Genomic DNA, 21101 nt, shown 5'->3' on the forward strand with positions numbered 1-21101 from the left:
TTCACAGGCAGGATCAAGTGGCCGGGCAGGATTATTTGGCCGGCCGCGTCGCGTGGCCGCCGAACTGGTGGCGCAGCGCGGACACCATCTTCATGGCCGGCGAATTGTCCTCGCGGGAGGAGAACCTGGCGAACAGCGCAGCCGTGATCGCCGGGGCCGGCACCGCGTTGGCAATGGCCTCCTCGACGGTCCAGCGGCCTTCGCCCGAATCCTCGACGTAGTCGGAGATCGATTCCAGTCCGGGATCCTCGTCAAGGGCCTTGACCATGAGGTCCAGGAGCCAGGAGCGGACAACCGTCCCCTTCTGCCAGGCCCGGAATGTCCCGGGAAGATCGGCGACGATCTCCTTGGCGGCCAGGAGCTCGTACCCCTCGGCGTAAGCCTGCATCAGGCCATATTCGATTCCGTTGTGGACCATTTTGGCGTAGTGGCCGGCGCCGACGCCGCCGACGTGCACAAAGCTGTCGGCCCGCTCACCTGCGGGACGGAGCGCATCGAAGACGGGGAGTGCCCGTTCGATGTCCGCGGCATCGCCGCCCGCCATCAGGCCGTAACCGTTCTGGAGGCCCCAGACCCCGCCGGACACGCCGCAGTCCGCAAAGCGGATTCCCTTTTCGGCCAGCGCGGCACCGTGCTTCTGGTCTTCCGTGAAGCGGGAGTTGCCGCCGTCGATCACGAGGTCACCGGCGTCGAGCTTGGTGCCCAGTTCGGTGATCACGGCGTCGGTAATCTCGCCCGAGGGGACCATGACCCAGATCAGGCGCGGCGCCGGGACGGCGGCGATGAGTTCGTCCAGGGTGGCGACGTCGGCAACGTCGGGGTTGCGGTCAAACCCGGTGACCTCGATCCCGCCGTTGCGCAGCCGTTCACGCATGTTGAAGCCCATTTTTCCAAGGCCGATTAGTCCGATGTGCACGGGGATGAACTCTTTTCTGCGCTGGGGTGCTTCGTTGGTGACGGCCGTGATGGCCCGCATGTGCCGTGCTCCGGAGGTCCGGGGCACGGCAATGACGGGCTAGTTGGGCAGCCGGACGGGCATGACGAGGTAGCGGTAGTCGCCCTGGTCCTCGCCCTCGGCGTCCTGCTGGGCAGTGATCATGGCCGGCTTGGGTGCGGTGGTGAAGGAGAACCGCACAAACTTGGTTTCGATGACGCTGAGGCCCTCGATCAGGTAGTGCGGGTTGAAGGCCACGGTGATGTCTTCACCGGACAGCTGGGCTTCGAGCTCTTCGGAGGCCTGGGCGTCCTCGCCGGTGCCGGCGTCCAGGTGCAGCTGGCCCTGGGTGAAAGCGAGCCGGACAGGCGTGTTGCGTTCGGCCACGAGCGAGACGCGGCGCACGGCTTCGACCAGTTCCTGGGTCTGCACGGTGGCGTGGATGGGGGTCGAATCCGGGAAGAGCGAACGGATCTTCGGGTAGTCGCCGTCGACCAGGAGTGAAGTGGTGGTCCTGCCGCCGCTCTCGAAGCCGATCAGCCGGCTGTCGTCGTCGGCGAGGGCGATGTTGATGTCGCCGCTGCTGCCCAGGGTCTTCGCCACTTCGTTGAGGGTCTTGGCCTTGACCAGGGCGCTCGTGGAGATGCCCGGCGTCGCAGGCTTCCAGGGGACTTCCCGCATGGCCAGGCGGTAGCGGTCGGTGGCCAGGAGGGTGATGAGGTCGTCCTCGATTTCCATCCGCACGCCGGTCAGGATCGGCAGGGTGTCGTCCTTGCTGGCCGCGATGATCACCTGGGATACGGCTTGGGCGAACGAATCGCCGGGCACGGTGCCGCTGATCGTCGGCAGGGCCGGCAGCGGCGGGTATTCAGCCTCGGGCATCGTGGCCAGGTGGAAGCTGCTTCGGCGGCAGGTGAGCGTCACTTTGTTGCCGTCGGTTTCGACCTCGACGGGGGCGGACGGCAGGCTGCGGCAGATGTCCGCGAGCAGGCGGCCCGATACCAGGATAGTGCCCTCGGCGCTGATGTCAGCGGGGATTTCGAGCCTCGCGGAGGTCTCGTAGTCGAAGCTCGACAGGCTGACGGTACCGGCTTCAGCTTTCAGGAGCAGGCCCGAAAGTACGGGAACGGGCGGCCGCGGAGACAACGACCGGGCGGTCCATGTCACGGCTTCTGCCAGGACGTCCCGTTCGACTCTGAACTTCACGGAAGGGTGCCGCCTTTCATTGCTGCTGTTAGTGCTGAAAATCGCTGAAACTGCTCGAGCTGCGGCGGACCTCGGCAGGGACGCCGAATTCCGTCAACAAGGGAATCGTCCGCCCACCCGGGCCCCATGGCCCGGTAGGAACCACAAAAGATGTCCGGGACGGACGCACTGCAGACAGCTTAGCCCCAAGGTGAGCGTTTCTCCCATCCCCGGGTTACATCGGTGTTGTTCGCGGGGCCGGTCTCCTGCGCCGGTCCGGAACGGGCCTGGGAGCTGCTCGGAGGTGGGAAGGAGATTGTTGTTTGAGGGAATTTCATTTTCTTGGGATTAGTAGTGTTAATAACTGCTGTGGAAACTGTGGATAACTCGATCCTGCCGTGCGAATCCGCGGTTAAGCCCTGTTCATGGACTGTGGGCGGAGCAGGTTTTAAACAGGGTGTGGATGGGGACAAGATTTTTGGCCGACTGGCCAATCCACAGGTGCCTTAAGGGTTTTAAGCCCATTAACCGCGGTTGTCCCCTTAAGTATCCACAGGGTTGTCCACAGGGCCCTGTTAATAAGGTATGAGTGCGCCGGCCGATGGCTCAGGAATTGCGCTGCTGCTGCTTGATCCGGTTGGTCAGCTCGGTCACCTGGTTGTAGATGACCCGGCGCTCGGCCATGAGTTCGCGGATCTTGCGGTCGGCGTGGATAACGGTGGTGTGGTCGCGGCCGCCCAGCTCCTGTCCGATCTTGGGCAGGGACATGTCCGTCAGCTCCCGGCACAGGTACATCGCGATCTGCCGGGCGGTCACCAGCGTGCGGGTGCGCGACTTGCTGCAGAGTTCTTCCATGCTGAGCTTGAAGTAGTCGGCTGTCTGGGTGAGGATCTGCGCCGAGGTGATTTCCTGGGCACCGTCGTCGGTGATCAGGTCCTTGAGCACCATCTCGGCCAGGGCCACATCCACCGGCTGCCGGTTCAGGCTGGCGAACGCCGTGACGCGGATGAGGGCTCCCTCAAGTTCGCGGATGTTGCTGGAAATCTTGGAGGCGATGTATTCGAGCGCATCGTCCGGCGCGGAAAGGCCCTCGCTGAGGGCCTTCTTCCGGAGGATCGCGATGCGGGTCTCCAGTTCGGGCGGCTGGATGTCGGTCAGCAGGCCCCATTCGAAGCGCGACTTCATCCGGTCCTCGAAGCCGGCGAGCAGTTTCGGCGGCTGGTCCGAGGTGATGACCACCTGCTTGTTGTTGTTGTGCAGGGCGTTGAACGTGTGGAAGAACTCCTCCAGCGTCCGGTCCTTGCCGGCCAGGAACTGGATGTCGTCGATCAGCAGCACATCCACGTTGCGGTACGTGGTCTTGAAGCTGGTGCCTTCATCGTCGCGGATGGAGTTGATGAAGTCGTTGGTGAATTCCTCGGAATTGACGTAGCGGACCCGGATCCCGCTGTAGAGCCGGCGCGCATAGTGGCCGATCGCGTGAAGCAGGTGGGTCTTGCCGAGTCCGGAGTCCCCGTAGATGAACAGCGGGTTGTAGGCCTTCGCCGGCGCCTCGGCTACTGCCACGGCGGCTGCGTGGGCGAACCGGTTGGAGGAACCGATAACGAAGGTGTCGAAGACGTACTTCGGGTTCAGCCGGCCGAATTCGTGCGAGGTGCTCGGCAGCATCGGCTGCGGCTTCAACTCCACGGTCGGGTCGGCGGCCAGGGAAAGTTCGACGGCGGGTTCGGGTTCTGTGTGCAGCGGCACCAGATCCGTGTCGACGTCGATCGCGCAGCGGATTTCGTCGGAAAACACGCTGCGGAGCGCGTCGTCGAGGGCTTCCTTGACCTGGGTCTGCAGCACTTCGCGGGTGAGCTCATTCGGAACTGCCACCAGCAGGGTGGAACCGATGAGCCCCTGCGCCTGGGCGAGGATGACGAAGCCGCGCTGCCGGGGAGAGACACGGTGGTCGTTCTCCAGGAGGCTCACTACCCGCCGCCAGGAACTTCCGACAGTGTTGGCTTGGTTGGCTTCGTCTACTGTCATCAATCAGTTCCTCAAACTTGCTGGCCTGCATTACGTGCATCCACGCGGTCCGGAGCTGTCCACCGGCCGGCTCAATCCACAGGGTTATGCACAGTCCGTGGATAAGGGGTTACTGAGACACTGTAGGGGATGAAAACGCCAGAAGATAGCTGGGTTCAGTCCTGTGGATAATTACACCGTTGTGGTTCTGAAATGGGGCGCGTGACGCACTTCATCCACAGGCTGCGGGAGCAGTTAGCCACAGGTGGGGATAGCTTGCGGAGCGGTCCCCGGTTTGACTCGGGAGGTTGGCAAGCCCTAACGTTGTGAAGTCCCATGTGTACGCTTTTCGCCTCATCTGCATCTTTCCTGACGCCCCGCGTCGTGTGAGATACGAGGGAAGCGGCACATACCAAAACTTAGCGTCGGCCAGTTCTTCCCCTTGATCGGGTGGGCGCACCTTTGATCCACTGGAGTAACTAACGTGAGCAAGCGGACTTTTCAGCCGAATAACCGCCGTCGAGCCAAGAAGCACGGCTTCCGCCTTCGTATGCGTACCCGTGCCGGCCGTGCCATCCTGGCAGCCCGTCGTGGCAAGGGCCGCACCGAACTGTCGGCCTAAATAACTGACTCGTCGGTCCATATCCCTGTGCGAGTTGAACGGTGCTAGCCACCAGGAACCGTCTGCGGACATCAACCGATTTTTCAACAACTGTACGTTCCGGTGTCCGCAATGGACGCCGGAACGTAGTGTTATATGCGGCAGCTCTCGCTGCCGATGAACCAAGCCGGATCGGATTCATCGTTTCCAAGAGTGTCGGGAACGCTGTTGTCAGGAACCTCGTTAAGAGGAGACTGAGAGAAGCCGGTGCATTGTCGTTGCAGAAATACGGCAGCGGGTTCGCCATTGTGGTCCGGGCCCTGCCCGCCGCAGCGGGAGCCAGCTGGGACCAGCTGCTTGCCGACTATGACGCCGCTTTGGAGACGACCATGAAAAGGCTGGGCAACCGCCTTTCGCAGGCTGCTTCACCAGGTTCTAACGAGACGACACAGGAAGGGACCCCGCGTGCGTAACTCAACTGCCGCCGTCGTCCCTCCTGCAAGATCCGCAGCAGCATGGTTGGGCCGGGCAGTCTGGAACCTGCCCCGCGATGTCCTCATCCTGTTGCTCCTGGCGTACCGCAAGGTGATCTCACCGCTGTACGGCCAGGTTTGCCGTTTTTTCCCCAGCTGTTCGGCCTATGCCCTTGAAGCGATCACCGTCCACGGCGCGGTGAAAGGAAGCTGGCTCGCTGCGAGGCGCCTGTTGCGCTGCCATCCATGGAATGCCGGTGGTGTGGACCATGTCCCCGCCGGGCATCGGGAATGGCCCGCGGGCCGCACCCCCACAATTGTTGTGCTGAACAATCCGGACATATACCTGGCTGCTCAGCCTGATGGAGAAGGCCGCACTGCGGCCTGACGAATAGGGAATCGTATGGACATCTTTGGAACAATCTTGGCCCCGTTCAAATGGCTGGTCTCAGCCATCATGGTCGGCTTCCATGACGGACTCAGCGCCATTGGCATGCCGGCGGCCAGCGGCTGGACCTGGACCCTGGCCATCATCGGGCTGGTGCTGGTCATCCGCGCCGCCCTGATTCCCGTCTTCGTCAAGCAGATCAAGGCCCAGCGCGGGATGCAGCTCCTGCAGCCGGACCTGAAGAAAATGCAGGACAAGTACAAGGGCAAGACGGACCAGCTCTCCCGCCAGGCCATGGCGCAGGAACAGATGGCGCTGTACAAGAAGCACGGCACCAACCCGTTCTCCGCCTGCCTGCCCATGCTGATCCAGATGCCCTTCTTCTTTGCGCTCTTCCAGGTGCTCTCCGGCATCAGTTCGGCTAAAGCGGGCGGCCAGGGCATCGGCGCCATGAGCCCGGAACAGGTCAAGCAGTTCGACGAATCCACCATCTTCGGTGCCCCGCTCTCCGCCTCCCTGCTCCACGGCGGCGGCGGGAACCAGATGTCGGTGTGGATCCTCTCCATCGTGATGATCCTGGCCATGACGGCCTCGCAGTTCATCACGCAGAAGCAGATCATGGCCAAGAACATGTCCGAAGAGGCCCTGGCCAGCCCGTTCATGCGCCAGCAGAAAATGATGCTCTACATCCTGCCGGTCGTCTTCGGTGTGGGCGGTATTAACTTCCCCATCGGCGTCCTGATCTACTGGACCACCACCAACCTGTGGACCATGGGACAGCAGTTCTTCGTGATCCGCCGGATGCCTACGCCGGGATCGCCGGCGGCCAAGGCTCTCGCCGAGCGCCGGGCAGCCAAGGGCCTGCCCGCCCTGCCCCTTTTGGGCGGCAAGAAGGTCGACGCCGAGGCCGAAGCCTCCGCCGCGGCCGCCGTCGAAGCCAAGACCCAGCGCGTCCAGCCGCAACGCAAGAACAGGAAGAGGAAGTAATGTCCGCCGAGAGCACCGAACACGCTATTTCCGCCGAGTTTGACGACGACCGGGACGACGCCCAGAGCGCGGCCGACGACTCGTCACAGGGTGCGGAGACCGGCACCGGCAAGAGTGTTTCCGCCAGCCGCCTCGAAGAAGAAGGCGACGTCGCTGCGGACTACCTCGAGGAACTGCTGGATATCGCGGACATTGATGGCGACATCGACATCGAGGTCCGCAACGGCCGCACCTACATCTCGATCGTCGCCGAAGAGGAAGCCGCCGGGCTGGACAGCCTGGTGGGCCGTGACGGCGAAGTCCTTGAGGCCCTCCAGGAGCTCACGCGGCTCGCGGTCCTCTCCGCGACGGAGAACCGCTCCCGCCTGGTGCTGGATATCAACGGCTACCGTGCCGAGCGCGCCGGCGACCTGCAGAAGATCGCTGAAGACGCCGTCGCCGCTGTGAAGGATTCCGGTGAGGCAGTTGCCCTGGCTCCGATGAGCGCCTACGAACGCAAGATCGTGCATGACGCCGTCGCTGATTTGGGACTCGTGAGCGAGTCCGAAGGCGAAGGCGCCGACCGGCACATCGTTGTCTCCGCAGACTGAACCGTTGACTAGCTTGATGGTTGAAATTACCGCCCCGGAACTCAAGGCAGCAGAGTCCATCTTCGGCGACCGCCTGGAACTGGCGAAACGCTACGTCGAGCACCTGGCGACGTCCGGGACCGAGCGGGGCCTGATCGGGCCCCGTGAGGTGCCGCGGCTTTGGAGCCGGCACGTGCTTAACTGCGCCGTCATTGAGAGCCAGATTGCCCACGGAAGCCATGTCGCCGACGTCGGCAGCGGCGCCGGCCTGCCTGGCCTGTGCCTGGCCATTGCGCGGCCGGATCTGGAACTAACGCTGATCGAACCACTGGAGCGCCGCGTCATCTGGCTCCAGGAGGTGGTGGATGATCTTGGCCTCCAGAACGTCACGATCATGCGCACCCGCGCGGAACTCGCAGTGGGACTCGTGAACGCCGACGTCGTGACTGCCCGCGCCGTATCCGCGCTGTCCAATCTCGCCGGGCTGACCATTCCGCTCCTGGCCGGCAAGGGAGAAGTCGTCGCCATCAAGGGACGCAGCGCCGGCGAGGAAATCGAAAAGGCCGCCAAGGTTATCCGCAAACTGGGCGGCATTCAGACGTCCGTGGTGGTGGTGGGTGAAGACCTGCTTGAGGAACCCACCACCGTTGTGCGAATCGTAGTGAACAAGCCTCAAAAGATTACCTAGCACCGGCCCCGGTGCCCGGGGAGTCTGAGGGGAAGAGGTTAGGCTAGTAACCGGCAGTAAGAGCCGAATGAGAGTGAGCGTGTCATAGTGAGCAGTAGCGAAGCCTCCACACAACGGATCCCGCCGTTTGTGTCCCTGGGGTCCGCACGGGCGTTTACGGCTCCTGCAGTAGCTTTTGACTACTCCGGAAATCACACGGCTTCGGTTGCGAAGACGACCGGGATGGCCGGTGTTTCACGTGAAACATCCCTTCCGCACACGGGGAACGTGCTGGATTCCATCGACGATTCCAGTCCCATCGCCCGCGAACTCGCACACGAAAACAAGCGCCGCGAGCGGTTGCTCGGCCGGCAGCTCCCCAAACCGGAGAAAACCCGGATCTTCACCGTTTCCAACCAGAAGGGCGGCGTCGGCAAGACCACGACGACCGTGAACATCGCCGCCGCGCTGGCGGCCGCTGGCCTGAACGTGCTCGTCATCGACATCGATCCGCAGGGCAACGCCTCCACCGCCCTGGGAATCGAGCACCACGCCGATGTCGACAGCATCTACGATGTGCTGATCAATGATGTCCCGCTGAAGGACGTCGTGGCCCCGTGCCCCGACATCGACAACCTGATCTGTGCGCCCGCCACCATCCACCTTGCCGGTGCCGAAATTGAACTCGTCAGCCTGGTGGCCCGCGAGCAGCGGCTGCGCCGCGCAATCGATGTGTACTCCAAGGAGCGCGCCAAGAATGGCGAGGAGCGGCTGGACTACATCTTCATCGACTGCCCGCCGAGCCTCGGGCTCCTGACGGTCAATGCGTTCTGTGCGGCCGGCGAAGTCCTCATCCCGATCCAGTGCGAGTACTACGCCCTCGAAGGCCTCAGCCAGCTCCTGAAGAACATCGAGATGATCCAGAAGCACCTGAACGCTGATCTGGTTGTTTCCACTATTCTGCTGACCATGTATGACGGCCGCACCAACCTCGCCGCCCAGGTGGCAGCCGAGGTCCGGGAACACTTCCCGAAGCAGGTGCTCGGCGCTGTGGTGCCGAGGTCGGTCCGTATTTCCGAGGCGCCGAGCTACCAGCAAACTGTCATGACGTATGATCCTTCTTCCAGCGGTGCCCTGTCCTACCTGGAAGCCGCCGCGGAAATCGCGGAACGTTAGAATCTTTCAAGAATTGCACTAACCAGAGCCAGGTGAATCCCGGCTCTTCCACTGGAGGGATTTATCCATGAGCGATAAGCGACGCGGCCTCGGCCGTGGACTTGGCGCACTCATTCCAAGTTCCGCCGCGGCTAACGCCTCCGGAAGCGGTGCTGCCCCATCCCGGCCCGTGGACCTCTTCTTCCCTGAAGCCCGAAAAAAGACCTCCGACGCCGAGACGCTCGCGGACACCAAGGCCGCGCTGGCCAAGGAGCCGGAGTCCACACCTGTCCAGGCCGACGATTCCGCTGATCTCACGGTTGACACCACTGAAGCAACCAGCGCTGCTGCCGGAGCCGACGTTGCTGCCGACAAAGCCGACGCAGCTGGCGCCGCCGTGACCAAGAAAACCCCCGCCCGAAAGTCGGCTGCCTCCAAGCCGGCGACCGCTGCTGCCAAGGCGGCCGCATCCGACGCCGGCGAACAGCTGACGTTTGACTCCACGCCCGAGCACGGTGACGAGGGAACTGTTGACCTCGTAGAGGTGCCCGGCGTCAGATTTGCCGAAATCCCGGTCACGGACATCCATCCCAACCGCAAGCAGCCCCGCTCGGTCTTCGATGAGGATGACATGGCGGAGCTGGTGCACTCTGTGCGGGAAATTGGCGTCCTCCAGCCAATTGTGGTCCGTACCTCAACCGAAGAGGGTGGCGAACCCTATGAGCTCGTCATGGGTGAGCGACGGTGGCGTGCAGTACAGGCCGCAGGCCTGGAAACTATCCCCGCGATTGTCCGTGACACCACCGATGACGACCTGCTTCGCGACGCGCTGCTGGAGAACCTGCATCGCAGCCAGCTGAATCCGCTCGAAGAGGCGGCGGCCTACCAGCAGCTACTCGAGGACTTCGGCACCACGCACGAGCAGCTGGCGGACCGGATCGGACGTTCGCGGCCCCAGGTTTCCAACACCCTGCGCCTGCTGAAGCTGCCCCCGCTGGTGCAGCGCCGGGTTGCGGCAAATGTCATCTCCGCAGGGCACGCCCGCGCACTCCTGGCACTTCCTGACGCCGCGGCCATGGAACGCCTGGCGCAGAAGATTGTTTCAGAAGGCATGTCGGTCCGGGCGACCGAAGAAGCTGTGACCCTGTATCAGAGCCCCGCCTCGCCGGCCAAGAACAACATCCCGCGGGCCGGAGCCCGCCACGAACGACTGGATTACCTGGCGTCGTCGCTGTCTGACCGCCTTGATACTAATGTCAAGATTTCGCTTGGTGCCCGCAAGGGGCGTGTCAGCATTGAGTTCGCCAGCGTCGACGACCTGAACCGCATCATGGACGTCCTCACGCCGGGAGCTCCCAGCTAGGTCGCGACTCGCTGAGTCCTCCGGGAGGGTCTGTTTCACGTGAAACAGACCCTCCCTTCTTTGTCTCTACCGATGCTGCCGGTGCCGGCGAATTCGGTGGTGCCGAGTTCGGCGCTGCCGTGTTCGCCCACTGCCGGAGAGTTGCGGGGGGTGCCTCTATGGTTTTCGTCAAGCCGCTGGGGTTTAGCCGTGGTTCGTAGAGAGTGCCGTCGCGCAACATGGCGTAGAGGGTGTCGCAACGGCGGCGGGCGAGGGCGAGGGCCTCGACCCGGGTGAAGACGGTGTCCCGGGACTCGCGGATGTCGGCGAGCATCCGGGCCAGTTGGGGCAGCACGATCGTGGCCGCGTTCGTCCCCACGACAGTGACTGTTTGCTGGCCGAGTGCGTCGATGATTTCGCCGGCAAGGCGTTCGCCCATCCGGGGTGCACGCTTTTTTAGCCGGTTTCCGATCCTGCGCCGACCTGCATGGCGCAAGGCTTCTGGGGTTGGCCAGGCCCGCAGCAGGTCCAACACTGCCGGGTGGTCCAGGCGCGGGCCAAGGACACGCTCCAGGGCAGGGGTGGATCTGGGTCAGCAGGCCTCGGATCCTGTTCGATGTTGCGTGGCCTGTATTGCCAAGTCGTCGTCGAAGCCGCAGAGCATGGTCAGTTCGGCGAGCTGTTCATCGGCGATCTGGATGGAGCGCAGTGTGTGGGGCATGGTCCGGGCCGCTTCGGCGATGATGAACGCGTCCCGGGCGTCGGTTTTCGCTTCGCCCGGGTGCAGGTCCGCGATCCGGCGCATCGCCAGCCCGGGCAGATATCCGACGGTGACACGGGCGGCCTGGGCAACCGCGACGGGGAGTGCACCGATCGTCGCGGGCTGGTCAACGACCAGCAGAATGCGGCCGTGCCTGCCCAGAGAAGTCAGTATTTCGCGGAGCCGGGCCTCGTCGTTGGGCAAAGCCTTGTCGAAGAGCTTCATCCCCGTCCGGTCCACTGCAACGGCGTGGTGCTCGCCCTTGCCGACGTCCAGGCCGATGAAGACATCAATGCTTTCGCGGTTTCCGATCACCTGTACCTCCCCGTCACAGCAGCTGATACCTGTGCTGGACTGTCCGCGGTGTCAGAGCCCGTATCCACGTTACGCACGACGATCCCAAACTGTCCTGCCTCTATTAGCGGTCTCTCCGGCACCTACCGGACCCCGGTGACAACACCCCCCGGAGCATTGACGACTGGGGGCGGCAATCATGCCGGGGTTGGCAGGCCAGCACACCCTCATCCTGCAACAGGAACGGGCTACGAAAAAGGTAACGGGGCGGCACCGGTGGCGCCGACTAGTTCCGGCGGCTCTCTCGCTTCCGTCCTGGCCCGGGCTCTCGCGGGTTGCGGCCGTGGGAGTGGGACCGACGCAGTGCCGTGGTCTTTCTGTGGAAATCGCCAGCATCGCCGGCCCTGCTTGGGCGAGACCGAGGGACACGTGCGGAACGACGGGCTGGTGCTGGGCAGGCGGGTGTCCCTGACTGGGGCGGAGCTTCCTGAGCGTGGAGTCCGATGCGTTTCCGGTGGCCGTACCGTCCACTCTGTTGCGTTCCGTGGGTGGAGCTTCTGATCGCATGGAACGGCCACACCGAGCACAAATGGCAGCTGCACGGTTCTCGTTGTTGCGGAAAGGCCCCCTCTCTGCCGGTGCCGCTGCGATCGCGCTAGTCAGCAACAGCCATCTTCGCCGCCTTCCAGAGCTCACTGACCAGTTGGGCTGGAGTGGTCCGTCAATGTTTCACGTGAAACGGGGCCGCGAATCTGCGCCTTGCCCCATCGAACGCCAGGCAGGCTGGGCACCTATGCGAGGAGACATAAGGGCAGATGAATCCGGCCAGCGTTTGGAGACCGCTGCGCAGTCGTCAATCCGGCAGCTGGACTAAATCCCCGTCCGTGCAAGTCCGCCTGCGGATTGGCGATCTGGCTCGGCCATTGCGCCGTAGGAGGTCATCGCAATGCCGGTGGACTGGGGTGCCGACCAGTCGTTTGACCAAGGGTCCACCGTCTGCGTCATGACGGTTCGGCTTCCCCTTGCAAGAAATCGACCCACAGCTATGGCCCACCTTTGCCTGTCGGCCGGGCCGGCCGCGGGTGCGCCATGCGACCACATTGGTCCATGTCGTTGCGAAGCAGGAGAAGCGGCTCACTACGGCGCGGCTGCTGCTTGGCGGCGGAGCAAGATCGCCGCAGCCACAGGCGAACCTCGGAGCGACTGTTGTACCGTTCCCAGTCGCTGCGGGATCACCTGCTCCTGGGCGCCTCTGAAAGCGTCATATGGCGCCGCTACTGCGTTGTATGCCCGCGTGGTTGGCTGAACGAAGGCTAAGCAAGCTGCAGGGCATCTGAAGCCTTGCACGCCTCGGGATGCTCTAATACGGCACTGTCCGGTCCTGGCGGAGGCCGGCGGCACCCTCTCGCTGCTTACGATCACGGGTCGTGGGGCAGCTTCCGTGAACGAAAATTGAAGTGGGTTGAACCGTGGGTTCGCGCGCGGGCCGGCAGGTTGGTCTGCTTGCTGCTTCGTCGGGTTCGGGCCATGGCTTTGTAGGAACGTTCCGGTGGTTACGGTAGAAATTGGCGCCGGACACGCGCCTCGAAAAGCGAACCTCAACAGAGGTCTCGATGTGGGCGTGGACGAAGATCGGGACAAAGTCGACGGCGCAGACCTGGACGCCGACCTTGGCGCGGGAACGGACGCGGGCCGTGATGCGGTCGGTGATCTGGCGTCGGCGCCACAGGAAGCATGTAGTCTCGATCGCATTGTTGAAGACCTCTTGTGGGAGTCTGATCGCGAAAGCTGACCGGAACTGCCTCGCTTTGCGGATGTCTGCGTCCTTCGACTCCCCCGCTAACTTGCCGCTCACCCCTTTCGCCGGCTTGCACCGACGTCCCCGATTCCGCATTCGGTACATGATTGTGCCTGTCAGTTTGCCGGGACCCGGGCAAGGGAACCGGGGCCCTGACACGCATCCTCCCCACCCAGGTAGCCGGGTGCCATGACCGCCAACGTTCTGCTGCAGTCCCGTCGCCGCATCCAGCTGTAACCATGCGCCATGCCGGCATGCCTGATCTCCTTGGGGCCCCGGCGGGCGTGCTGTTCCTGCCGAACTTTTCAGCTTCCTCCGGTGAGCCCGACGCCTTATCCAATAGCCGAGATGGCCCTGGGGGTCTATTCCGGCACTCCGGACACGGCTTCCCTCATCCGGAACAGCACACCGGACGCCTCGCGGGCCCCCACACTGTGCCGCTGCTGACGCACCTGCCGGCTTGCCAGTACCCGCTTGATGAGAGTGCAGTGCAGATCCTGTACTGCTGCACACCGGCTGATCCTGCTGCAGAGTGTTGGAAGGAGTCTTCCGGCAGGAGCTCAGGCCGCGCGACGCACCCGCGAGAAGGGAAGCGGAGGCCATGTGAAGTAGGGCCGGGGTCGTGCCGAATGATCCCAGACGCCGACCACGCCTTCCTGTGGATTCGGCCTGGCTGGAACTGTCGGGATGGCTCTTGTGTGGGCATCCAGCCGCCATTATAGGGAAGCAGCCGAGCTGCTGCATGTTCCAACTACACGGCTACCAGCGCCGGGTCCGCTCCCCCGGACCAGTGTGTTTCGGGCGGTAAGGTTCGTCGCCCCGGGCACCAGGGCGCAGTCGCCTGCAGGATCCAATCCGCTGATCGCACCGGATCCGTAAGTTGGTGCGGCAACCGGAGGGATTCAAACCGCAAAGAAGGAAGGTCTGCATCCGGACCAATCTGATTGGGTTCGGGACTCGTGCTTGCGCGTGTCAACTGTGCGGGCTCGACCGACCCGACCGCTTTTGCAGTCCGGTGCCTCCCTCATCCGAATCCCCGGGTCGACAGGCAATGCATCAGTCAGGACAAGTCCAGGGCCGTCTCAATGCAACAACGCATGGCAAACACACTGTCGACGAGCCTCTTCGTGTTGGCATCGGCCAACGGACACGGCGGGTCCGCGAGGACCGGAGTGGAAAGATGATCGACCGGACAGACCCAGCGAGGGCGTGAGGCCCGCCAAGGTCTCCGAGCTCAGAGCATGTGAGCTGCCCGGCAAAGCCCATCGATTCAGCGGGTGCCGTCGTCGCATCTTGGCCCGGCAAGACGATCCCCTGGACGTGGGACGGGAGAGTTCCTTGGGACAGTGACTCCGCTCCCCTGGTCTTCTTGAAGTCCGCCTTGCGCTGTGGAACAAGCTGGCTTCGGCCGGCGCGACGGGCGATGCAATGACACGTCGGCGGTCCCGGCGCTCGACGGGTTTTGGTTCGACCCACCTGGATTTGCGGCTCCCGGCCGCCCTGGGATGACAAGTCCGGAGGGTACTTCACCGCAGGTCAAAGCTGCATCCAAGCGAGGTTCGCGGGCCGCTCCCGGCCCGAGTATTAGCCAGCGGCCGGTCGATGGCGCGCTGGATAGGGCGGTGGATATTGCTGTGGATAACTTTGTGGATTAGTGACTGACGGCAGCCCGCTAGGGACGCCAGATTCTTGTACGAGCTGCTGCCGTGACAACTGCCCCGAACCTCGTTTGAGGGCCCACTGTCCGTTTCACGTGAAACATGATTATGGTGTGCAGCGACGATGGTCGAAGCATCCGCGAAGATGTACTAAATCGACGTTCTACGGTTAATTTTTCAGGGATATACGCTCGAAGACCTGATTGCGAGCCGAAGTTCCTCATTGGGGTCCAGGACCTATCCCCGGCACGGCGGGTGGCTGGTCAGAGGACCGGTGCCGGAGGGGCGACCGCGCTCGGCCGCTCACCAGGAAGGGCATGTGAATAATCTCTCAGCACCTGTGGATAACTGTGTGAATAACTTCTGTGGAGAAACTGGTGGATAACGAATGAGCTCCGGATCCTATAGCCGCTGGACAGACCGGAAATGCTTGGGTGTCGGCCACCGCCGACCTCCGCTTGGTACCCAGGTCGGCGGTCGTGATGGCTCGTGGATTGACGGTCGGAAGGCCTGCACCGGTCACTATGAGAGTGGGGAATTGCGGACAGACGCCGAGGGCTCGAAGGACATCCATAGCGGGCAGCGACGGTTGCGGTGCCTGCCGGGGCGGGGGCAGCTTCGCGGCTGGACCTGCGTGTCCTTGGTCTTGCCGCCATGGAATCGAACCTCCTGCGCCGCGGCTGTCAGGGCACAGACACCAACCTTCATGAGAACAAGACTTCATGAGAGCAGGCGTGCGATCTTCTTGTCCCGCGAATGCCGAATGGACCCTACCCGGGGACACAAGAGCCGGCCCAATCCGGTCCCCTCTAGAGCAAAATGGGGCGACCAGCCGCTAACGGCACAGGAGTCTGGGCGAGCCCAATGCAGCTTGAGTGGAGCCTGAGACCGAACCGGGCCTGGGCGCAGACAGTGGGCATTGATCAGCGAGGACAAGATCATGCCGCGGGCTGAACGGTGATGGTGATTGATGAACCGATCAGCCCACGAACTCTGAACAGGCACTGCACGATTGACCTTGACCGCCGCCGGAGTGGGCCTGGACAGGAACCTTGGTGAAGCGGAGCAGCGACTCGTACAGGGGCGTAGGACGCGGACCGGAGGCTGCGACGGTCCAATTGTCGGGACGAGCCATGGATTGGACAAAGTGTCGGACCTAACCGTATGAATCGCCTCAGGGCCGGGCCCTGTGTTTGGTAGGGTGCCCTATGGAATGCAGGACCGGTTCCGTGCGTCCCACGCCGCGCAGGGTGCGGGAACTGCGCCGGCCGTAACGGCGACGGGGCGTGTTCATTCGATGACTGACTGCCGCAGCGATCCGAAATTGATCATCGGTTCGCTTTCAAATCAGACAACATAGGCCCATGGTCGTAGGCGGGCGGCCGAGAACGCCCATGAACACTCTGCCCCAAGCTCCGGCGGCTGAGCGCAGGCAGGTTCCCTCGCCGGTTCCGGGGCGCACTGCACGCCGCTGCAAAGGCACCCACGTTCGCCTGTCCCCACACACGGCGGGTCACAGAGGCCTGAAGGCTGGCGGCCGTTCCCCCGTCGGTGGCTACGGACGGGAATCTGGGTCTGCTTCGCCGCCGACTATTTCTGGTCCGCTGACATGTTTCACGTGAAACCAGGAGGTCTGGAGATGTTGGGACGGGATCGGATCCGGTGAACCGTGCGAAATCCGGTCTGTTGTGCGGAATTTGGGTCGGAGCCGGCGGTGCTGGAGCGAGCGTTAGGGCGGGGAACGATGTCGTTCACGGGCGCGGGCCAACGTCCCCGGGGGCCGCTCAGCCAAGGTTGGGCCGCGCCTTTCCAGCTGGGACGCACAGACCATCAAGCGAATCTTTGCGTCCCACCGACCTCTATTCCTGCGGAAATGGGCGGGCTGAGTCGGTAACCGCGGCGGCTTATCGAAGAGTCAACTATCACTTCGCGCCAAGTTGCGATTTATGGATTGCGACTATGGGTGTTTCACGTGAAACATCGGCGCGGCGGAGGTGGGCGGAAGTAGTCGGCACTCTCGCGACGTGCACACCCGTTTCACGTGAAACATGGGGAGCCTGGAGGTGGGCCGGACAATTCGGCAGCTGCGACGTACACACCTGTTTCACGTGAAACAGGGTCCGAACCGGGCGGCCGGTGGCTAGGACCGCTAGTGACTTGCCAGCATTGATCGCCGTTCTTGGAAAACGTGGACGAATGTGTGTGTTAGAGACAGTCGATCGCAGTCCTGGCCACCCGCCGACTGGTCTACTATTTTGCCGCGGACCAGGGTGGCCCCCAACTCTCCCCGGACCCGTGGCGGACGTGCAGGAGCAGTCATGGCGTGTTGCGCTGGCAGGAGGGCCCCGACCCTGCCCGAACTCGGGGCGGCAGCGGAGTGCGGCGCCGCCTTAACGGCAGTTTCGGCAGAAGCCTACCCGTCAGACAACCACGAACCTGGTACAAGTGGGACCTCCACCCTCGACTCCCCCGCGGCGGGCCATGAGTGTATGGAGTGCATTTCGAGTCCGGACTCATCCGAAAGCCGTCCCAAACTTCATGACCCTAAGGAAGTTGGATGTTTCACGTGAAACACGTCCATTACGCGACATGGCGCATGGTGCTTCGGTGGAATTTTGGCAACCAGCCCTCGGCATACACGCAGACAACGTAAATCGGCTGTGATGTCCTAATGGGAACCCGCTGTGTCTACGCACAGGTTCACATCGCGCACCGAACTGATAAGTGGGGGTGCAGCGGTCATTATGTTTCACGTGAAACAAGAGGGTGCTGTCCCCTAAGCAACGGCCAAAAACCCTACGTGACTCTCAGCACGAATAGCAGTTCGCCGGCCGAGGGATACCCCATTTCACAAGCCGGCGGCGGCCAGGGGAATTCTCAGCCAGCAGAACAAAAAACCACTCCGATAGACAGCCACCCAAGGTTGCAGTAACGGTTATGGCAGATCTAGGGGCTGTCCGCCTAGTCCTACTCCCCGATCGTGGGCCGTGAAGCACAACAAAAAAGTGGCCCCCGCCAGAAGCGGGGGCCACTTTCGGTCAGCCTAGGACAGGACGTCCGCAAATTCCTTCTCGAAGAACTGCTTGGGCCGGGCGCCGATTACGGTGCCCTTGACCTCGCCGCCCTGGAACAGGTACACGGCAGGGATGGAGGTGATGCCGTACTCGGCAGCGATGGCCGGGTTGTCGTCAACGTTCACCTTGACCACATCAACCTTCTCGCCGTACTCGACCGAAATCTCGTCAAGAATCGGACCGAGCTTGCGGCAGGGGCCGCACCATTCGGCCCAGAAATCGACAATGACGGGCTTTTCGGAGGCCAGTACATCAGTGCTGAAGCTGGCGTCCGTTACGTCTTTTGCGTTGCTCATAACCTTTGTCTCTCTTCCGTTGGTTGCTGCGCGCCGGTTAGGCGTGGAAATCTGCGAGGTAGTGCTCGACGTCGAGGGCGGCCACGCACCCGGAACCGGAGGCCGTGATGGCCTGGCGGTAGGTCGGATCAATGACGTCGCCGGCAGCGAAGACGCCCTGGACGCTGGTCTTCGAGGTGCGGCCGTCCACGGCGATGGTTCCCTCTGCGGTCAGCTCGAGTTTGCCCTTGACCAGATCGGTGCGGGGATCGTTGCCGATTGCCACGAATACTCCGGTTACGGCCAGTTCGGATTCCGTGCCGTCCACCAGGTTCTTCAACCGCAATGCGGTGACTTTGTCCTGTCCCACCACGTCTTCCACACCGGTGTTCCACACAAAGTTGATCTTCTCGTGGGCCAAGGCGCGGTCAGCCATGATCTTTGAAGCGCGGAGGGCATCGCGGCGGTGGACCACCGTGACGGACTTGGCGAACTTGGTGAGGAACAGGGCCTCTTCCATGGCGGAGTCGCCGCCGCCAATGACGGCAATGTCTTGATCCTTGAAGAAGAAACCGTCGCAGGTTGCACACCAGCTCACACCGTGGCCCGAAAGCCTCTTCTCGTTCGGCAAGCCGAGCTCGCGGTAGGCCGAACCGGTGGAAAGAATGATGGAACGGGCCTTGAAGGTCTCCCCCGTGCCGATGGTGACGGTCTTGACGTCGCCGTCGAGGTCCAAATCGGTGACGTCCTCAAACTGGATCTCCGTGCCGAAACGGGCAGCCTGCTTCTCGAAGTTCTCCATCAGGTCCGGGCCCATGATGCCGTCGGGGAATCCTGGGTAGTTCTCCACGTCCGTAGTGTTCATCAGTTCGCCGCCGGCCGTAACCGAGCCTGCCAGGAGCAGCGGCTTCAGGTTCGCGCGCGCCGTGTACACCGCTGCGGTGTAGCCCGCCGGGCCGGAGCCGACGATGATGACATCACGTACTTCGGAGGCAGTGTTTTCTGCGTTGCTCACTGAACGGTGAACCTCTTCCTTTGTCGATGCGCCCGCCGCGATGGCCGGCCACATGGCACAACTATTGCCGGGCATTGAATATTCCGGCCGAAATGGGCGTCACGGAGCAACACCACTACTCAGGGTACCGGTTTGCCGGGGTCGGGGCCGGAGACGGCCCCGGATTACCGGCCAACCGGCGGGCAAGGCCTCCGCTGCACGACAGCCGCCTTAGGGCGCAGCGGCAGTCTTAGAGCGCAGCCGCAGCCTTACAGCGCAGCCGCCGCCTTTGGGCGCAGCGGCAGCCGCGCAGGGCCGTTACTGGACTTTGATTTCGGCCAAGCGCAGGCCGTACCCATAGCGGGTCTTGGGTGCGGCCAGCTTCGGAAGCTTCTTGATGGACACGATCACGTACTGCGCCGTGACGGGTTCAGACAGCGGCATGGTCAGGTCCGGTGACGTAAAGCTGTTGCTGCCAATCTGCTTTGCACCGTCCAGGGTCGGCTTGTCATTGGTGAAGACGCTGATGTTGCCACCGGAGGCCCCCAACTGGCTCAGAGTGACGGAAGAGACCTTGGAAGGGTCCTTCAGCTTGACCACGAGCGGAACTTCGGAGGCGAGTCCGCCCCAGTCGTCCGTCGCGAATTCCATGTCTGACCAGAAGCTCGCGCCGTTGCCGTCAAAAGTCTTGACGAGGTCGGAGTCGTAATTTCCGGCGAAATCGAAGTTGCCGAGTCGCGTCACGTCTTCGATGACGGGCGGTCCGGCCGCCGGCGCCTCGGTGGCGGTCGACGACGGCTGCGCGGTGGACGGTTCCGGTGCGCTGGAGGAGGCGGAGGTTGCGGCGTTGGTCTGCGGGCTGCTCTTGAAGAGGCTGCCAAGGTTGGTGACCGCGAAGATCAGGCCGACCACCAGCACGGCAGCCAGGAGCCCGCCCACCAGCCAGCGCATGGAACGCGGCTCCCGGTTGGGCTCGTCCTCGTCTTCGTTCTCGTACTCGTCCTCATCCTGGTCGACGGCGGCACGGGCGGAGGCGGGGAAGTTGCCCGGAGCCCGATCCGCCGAGTCGAAGCCGGCAGCAGCCACTCCGGCAGCCGCGGCTGCGCCGCCGTGGTGCTCTCCGCCGCGGTGATCGTCACCGGTGTAGTCGTCGTCGGACCACAAGGAAACTTTTGGTGCCGCGGCGGTTGCCGGCTGCTGCGCTGCCGGTTCGGCCTGGCGGGGCGAGCCGTTCTGGACGGGCTGCGGCGCCGTTGAATGCGCCGCCGTCTCCTGCGGTGCGGTTGTGGGTGCCCTGGCGGCCGCCGCGGCTGCTGCCGCGGCAGCAGGAGCGGAAGCGGGCCGCGACGGTACTCCCGCGGGGGGCGGTGCCGGAGAAGCCGGCGGCTGTGCGTTTGTGCCCTGGGCCTGGCCATAGTTGATGTACCCGGCGTCGACTTCCTCGTCGTCGTAAAGCCCGTCGTAGGTTTCGGGTTCGTGGGAGCGGGCCTGCCCAAAGATCTCGCTGCCCAGCGTGTCCGTGAAGAAGGGTTCGACGTACGGCGGGTTGGAAGAGACCACAAGATCCAGCAGATCCGCGGCCGAGGTGTGGTTGGTGATCAGGTACGTGGTGGCGTCGCTGACGCCAAGATCGAGGATCTGCACGTTGCCGGGACGTTCGCCCGTGGCCACTTCACGGGCGCTCTGGGCCACCTGGTCGGCGTTGCCCGGGCCTGCGACGAGTATGCTCACGGGGCGGTTGAGCACCTGGTCCACACCGTCCAGCACCAGATCCTGGTCATGTGAGGTCAGTACGGTGGCAGTGACCTTGTAGCGGCCACCGAGTACTGATCCGACATCGATCGGGTGGGACACGGGCTCCTCCTAGACTGTCCGGGACCTGCCGACGTGGTCACTCCGAGAGCGACCGTGTGCCCTCCGGTAAGCCGGTTGACCGCTGG

15 protein-coding genes and 1 pseudogene are annotated in these 21101 nt (G+C 63.3%); 9 read left to right on the top strand and 7 right to left on the bottom strand.

Features of this window, described 5'->3' with window-relative positions; translation table 11 throughout:
* Positions 1–31: 31 nt before the first annotated feature.
* From gnd to dnaA, 3 genes are all read right to left on the bottom strand, one after another.
* On the bottom strand, positions 32–916 hold the full coding sequence (gene gnd, locus AC1DDH_RS13230; RefSeq protein ID WP_223915420.1) for a phosphogluconate dehydrogenase (NAD(+)-dependent, decarboxylating): 885 nt from the start codon (positions 914–916) through the stop codon (positions 32–34).
* Between the two features lie 99 nt (positions 917–1015).
* The gene (gene dnaN, locus AC1DDH_RS13235) at positions 1016–2140 is read right to left on the bottom strand and encodes a DNA polymerase III subunit beta (RefSeq protein WP_018775670.1); all 1125 of its coding nucleotides are present in this window, start codon (positions 2138–2140) and stop codon (positions 1016–1018) included.
* A 585-nt stretch (positions 2141–2725) separates the two neighbouring features.
* Complete coding sequence (gene dnaA, locus AC1DDH_RS13240; RefSeq protein WP_018775671.1) at positions 2726–4147, bottom strand: chromosomal replication initiator protein DnaA; 1422 nt, start codon at positions 4145–4147, stop codon at positions 2726–2728.
* Between the two features lie 463 nt (positions 4148–4610).
* Here dnaA and rpmH point away from each other — a divergent pair, with 463 nt between their 5' ends.
* The 8 genes from rpmH (at position 4611) to AC1DDH_RS13280 (ending at position 10329) form a co-directional block, all read left to right on the top strand.
* Positions 4611–4748 carry a 50S ribosomal protein L34 gene (gene rpmH / locus AC1DDH_RS13245; RefSeq protein ID WP_003800212.1) on the top strand — a complete coding sequence of 46 codons (138 nt, stop codon included), beginning with the start codon at positions 4611–4613 and terminating at the stop codon, positions 4746–4748.
* A gap of 41 nt (positions 4749–4789) precedes the next feature.
* Positions 4790–5200: a ribonuclease P protein component gene (gene rnpA, locus AC1DDH_RS13250; RefSeq protein ID WP_079552763.1), complete on the top strand. Its 411-nt coding sequence runs from the start codon at positions 4790–4792 to the stop codon at positions 5198–5200.
* Positions 5193–5588 carry a membrane protein insertion efficiency factor YidD gene (yidD, locus tag AC1DDH_RS13255; protein WP_230009110.1) on the top strand — a complete coding sequence of 132 codons (396 nt, stop codon included), beginning with the start codon at positions 5193–5195 and terminating at the stop codon, positions 5586–5588. The genes rnpA and yidD overlap by 8 nt, the downstream gene beginning before the upstream one ends.
* 15 nt (positions 5589–5603) lie before the next feature.
* Entirely contained in the window at positions 5604–6575 is a 972-nt protein-coding gene (gene yidC / locus AC1DDH_RS13260) for a membrane protein insertase YidC (RefSeq protein WP_223914872.1), read from the top strand.
* Entirely contained in the window at positions 6575–7165 is a 591-nt protein-coding gene (locus tag AC1DDH_RS13265; RefSeq protein ID WP_230009108.1) for a Jag family protein, read from the top strand. Before yidC ends, AC1DDH_RS13265 begins: the two co-directional genes overlap by 1 nt.
* Before the next feature lie 16 nt (positions 7166–7181).
* Complete coding sequence (rsmG, locus tag AC1DDH_RS13270) at positions 7182–7832, top strand: 16S rRNA (guanine(527)-N(7))-methyltransferase RsmG (RefSeq protein WP_370116794.1); 651 nt, start codon at positions 7182–7184, stop codon at positions 7830–7832.
* Positions 7833–7919: 87 nt separating this feature from the next.
* Complete coding sequence (locus AC1DDH_RS13275; RefSeq protein WP_275450894.1) at positions 7920–8987, top strand: ParA family protein; 1068 nt, start codon at positions 7920–7922, stop codon at positions 8985–8987.
* Positions 8988–9054: 67 nt separating this feature from the next.
* Entirely contained in the window at positions 9055–10329 is a 1275-nt protein-coding gene (locus AC1DDH_RS13280) for a ParB/RepB/Spo0J family partition protein (RefSeq protein WP_476955593.1), read from the top strand.
* 184 nt (positions 10330–10513) lie between these two features.
* Here the strand turns inward: AC1DDH_RS13280 and AC1DDH_RS13285 are convergent.
* Positions 10514–11383: pseudogene (locus AC1DDH_RS13285) on the bottom strand (IS110 family transposase); the annotation flags it as partial.
* A gap of 1528 nt (positions 11384–12911) precedes the next feature.
* Here AC1DDH_RS13285 and AC1DDH_RS13290 point away from each other — a divergent pair.
* The gene (locus AC1DDH_RS13290; protein ID WP_476955594.1) at positions 12912–13154 is read left to right on the top strand and encodes a hypothetical protein; all 243 of its coding nucleotides are present in this window, start codon (positions 12912–12914) and stop codon (positions 13152–13154) included.
* A gap of 4707 nt (positions 13155–17861) precedes the next feature.
* Here AC1DDH_RS13290 and trxA read toward each other — a convergent pair.
* The 3 genes from trxA to AC1DDH_RS13305 form a co-directional block, all read right to left on the bottom strand.
* Positions 17862–18188, bottom strand: a complete 327-nt coding sequence (gene trxA / locus AC1DDH_RS13295; protein WP_223914875.1) for a thioredoxin — start codon at positions 18186–18188, stop codon at positions 17862–17864.
* A gap of 37 nt (positions 18189–18225) precedes the next feature.
* Positions 18226–19182, bottom strand: coding sequence for a thioredoxin-disulfide reductase (gene trxB, locus AC1DDH_RS13300; protein WP_476874142.1), 957 nt, complete (start codon positions 19180–19182; stop codon positions 18226–18228).
* 297 nt (positions 19183–19479) lie between these two features.
* A complete protein-coding gene (locus AC1DDH_RS13305; RefSeq protein WP_476955595.1) occupies positions 19480–21015 on the bottom strand; it encodes an ABC transporter substrate-binding protein in 1536 nt (511 codons plus the stop codon).
* Positions 21016–21101: the final 86 nt, after the last annotated feature.

Source organism: Arthrobacter sp. 10T425, assembly GCF_056393985.1.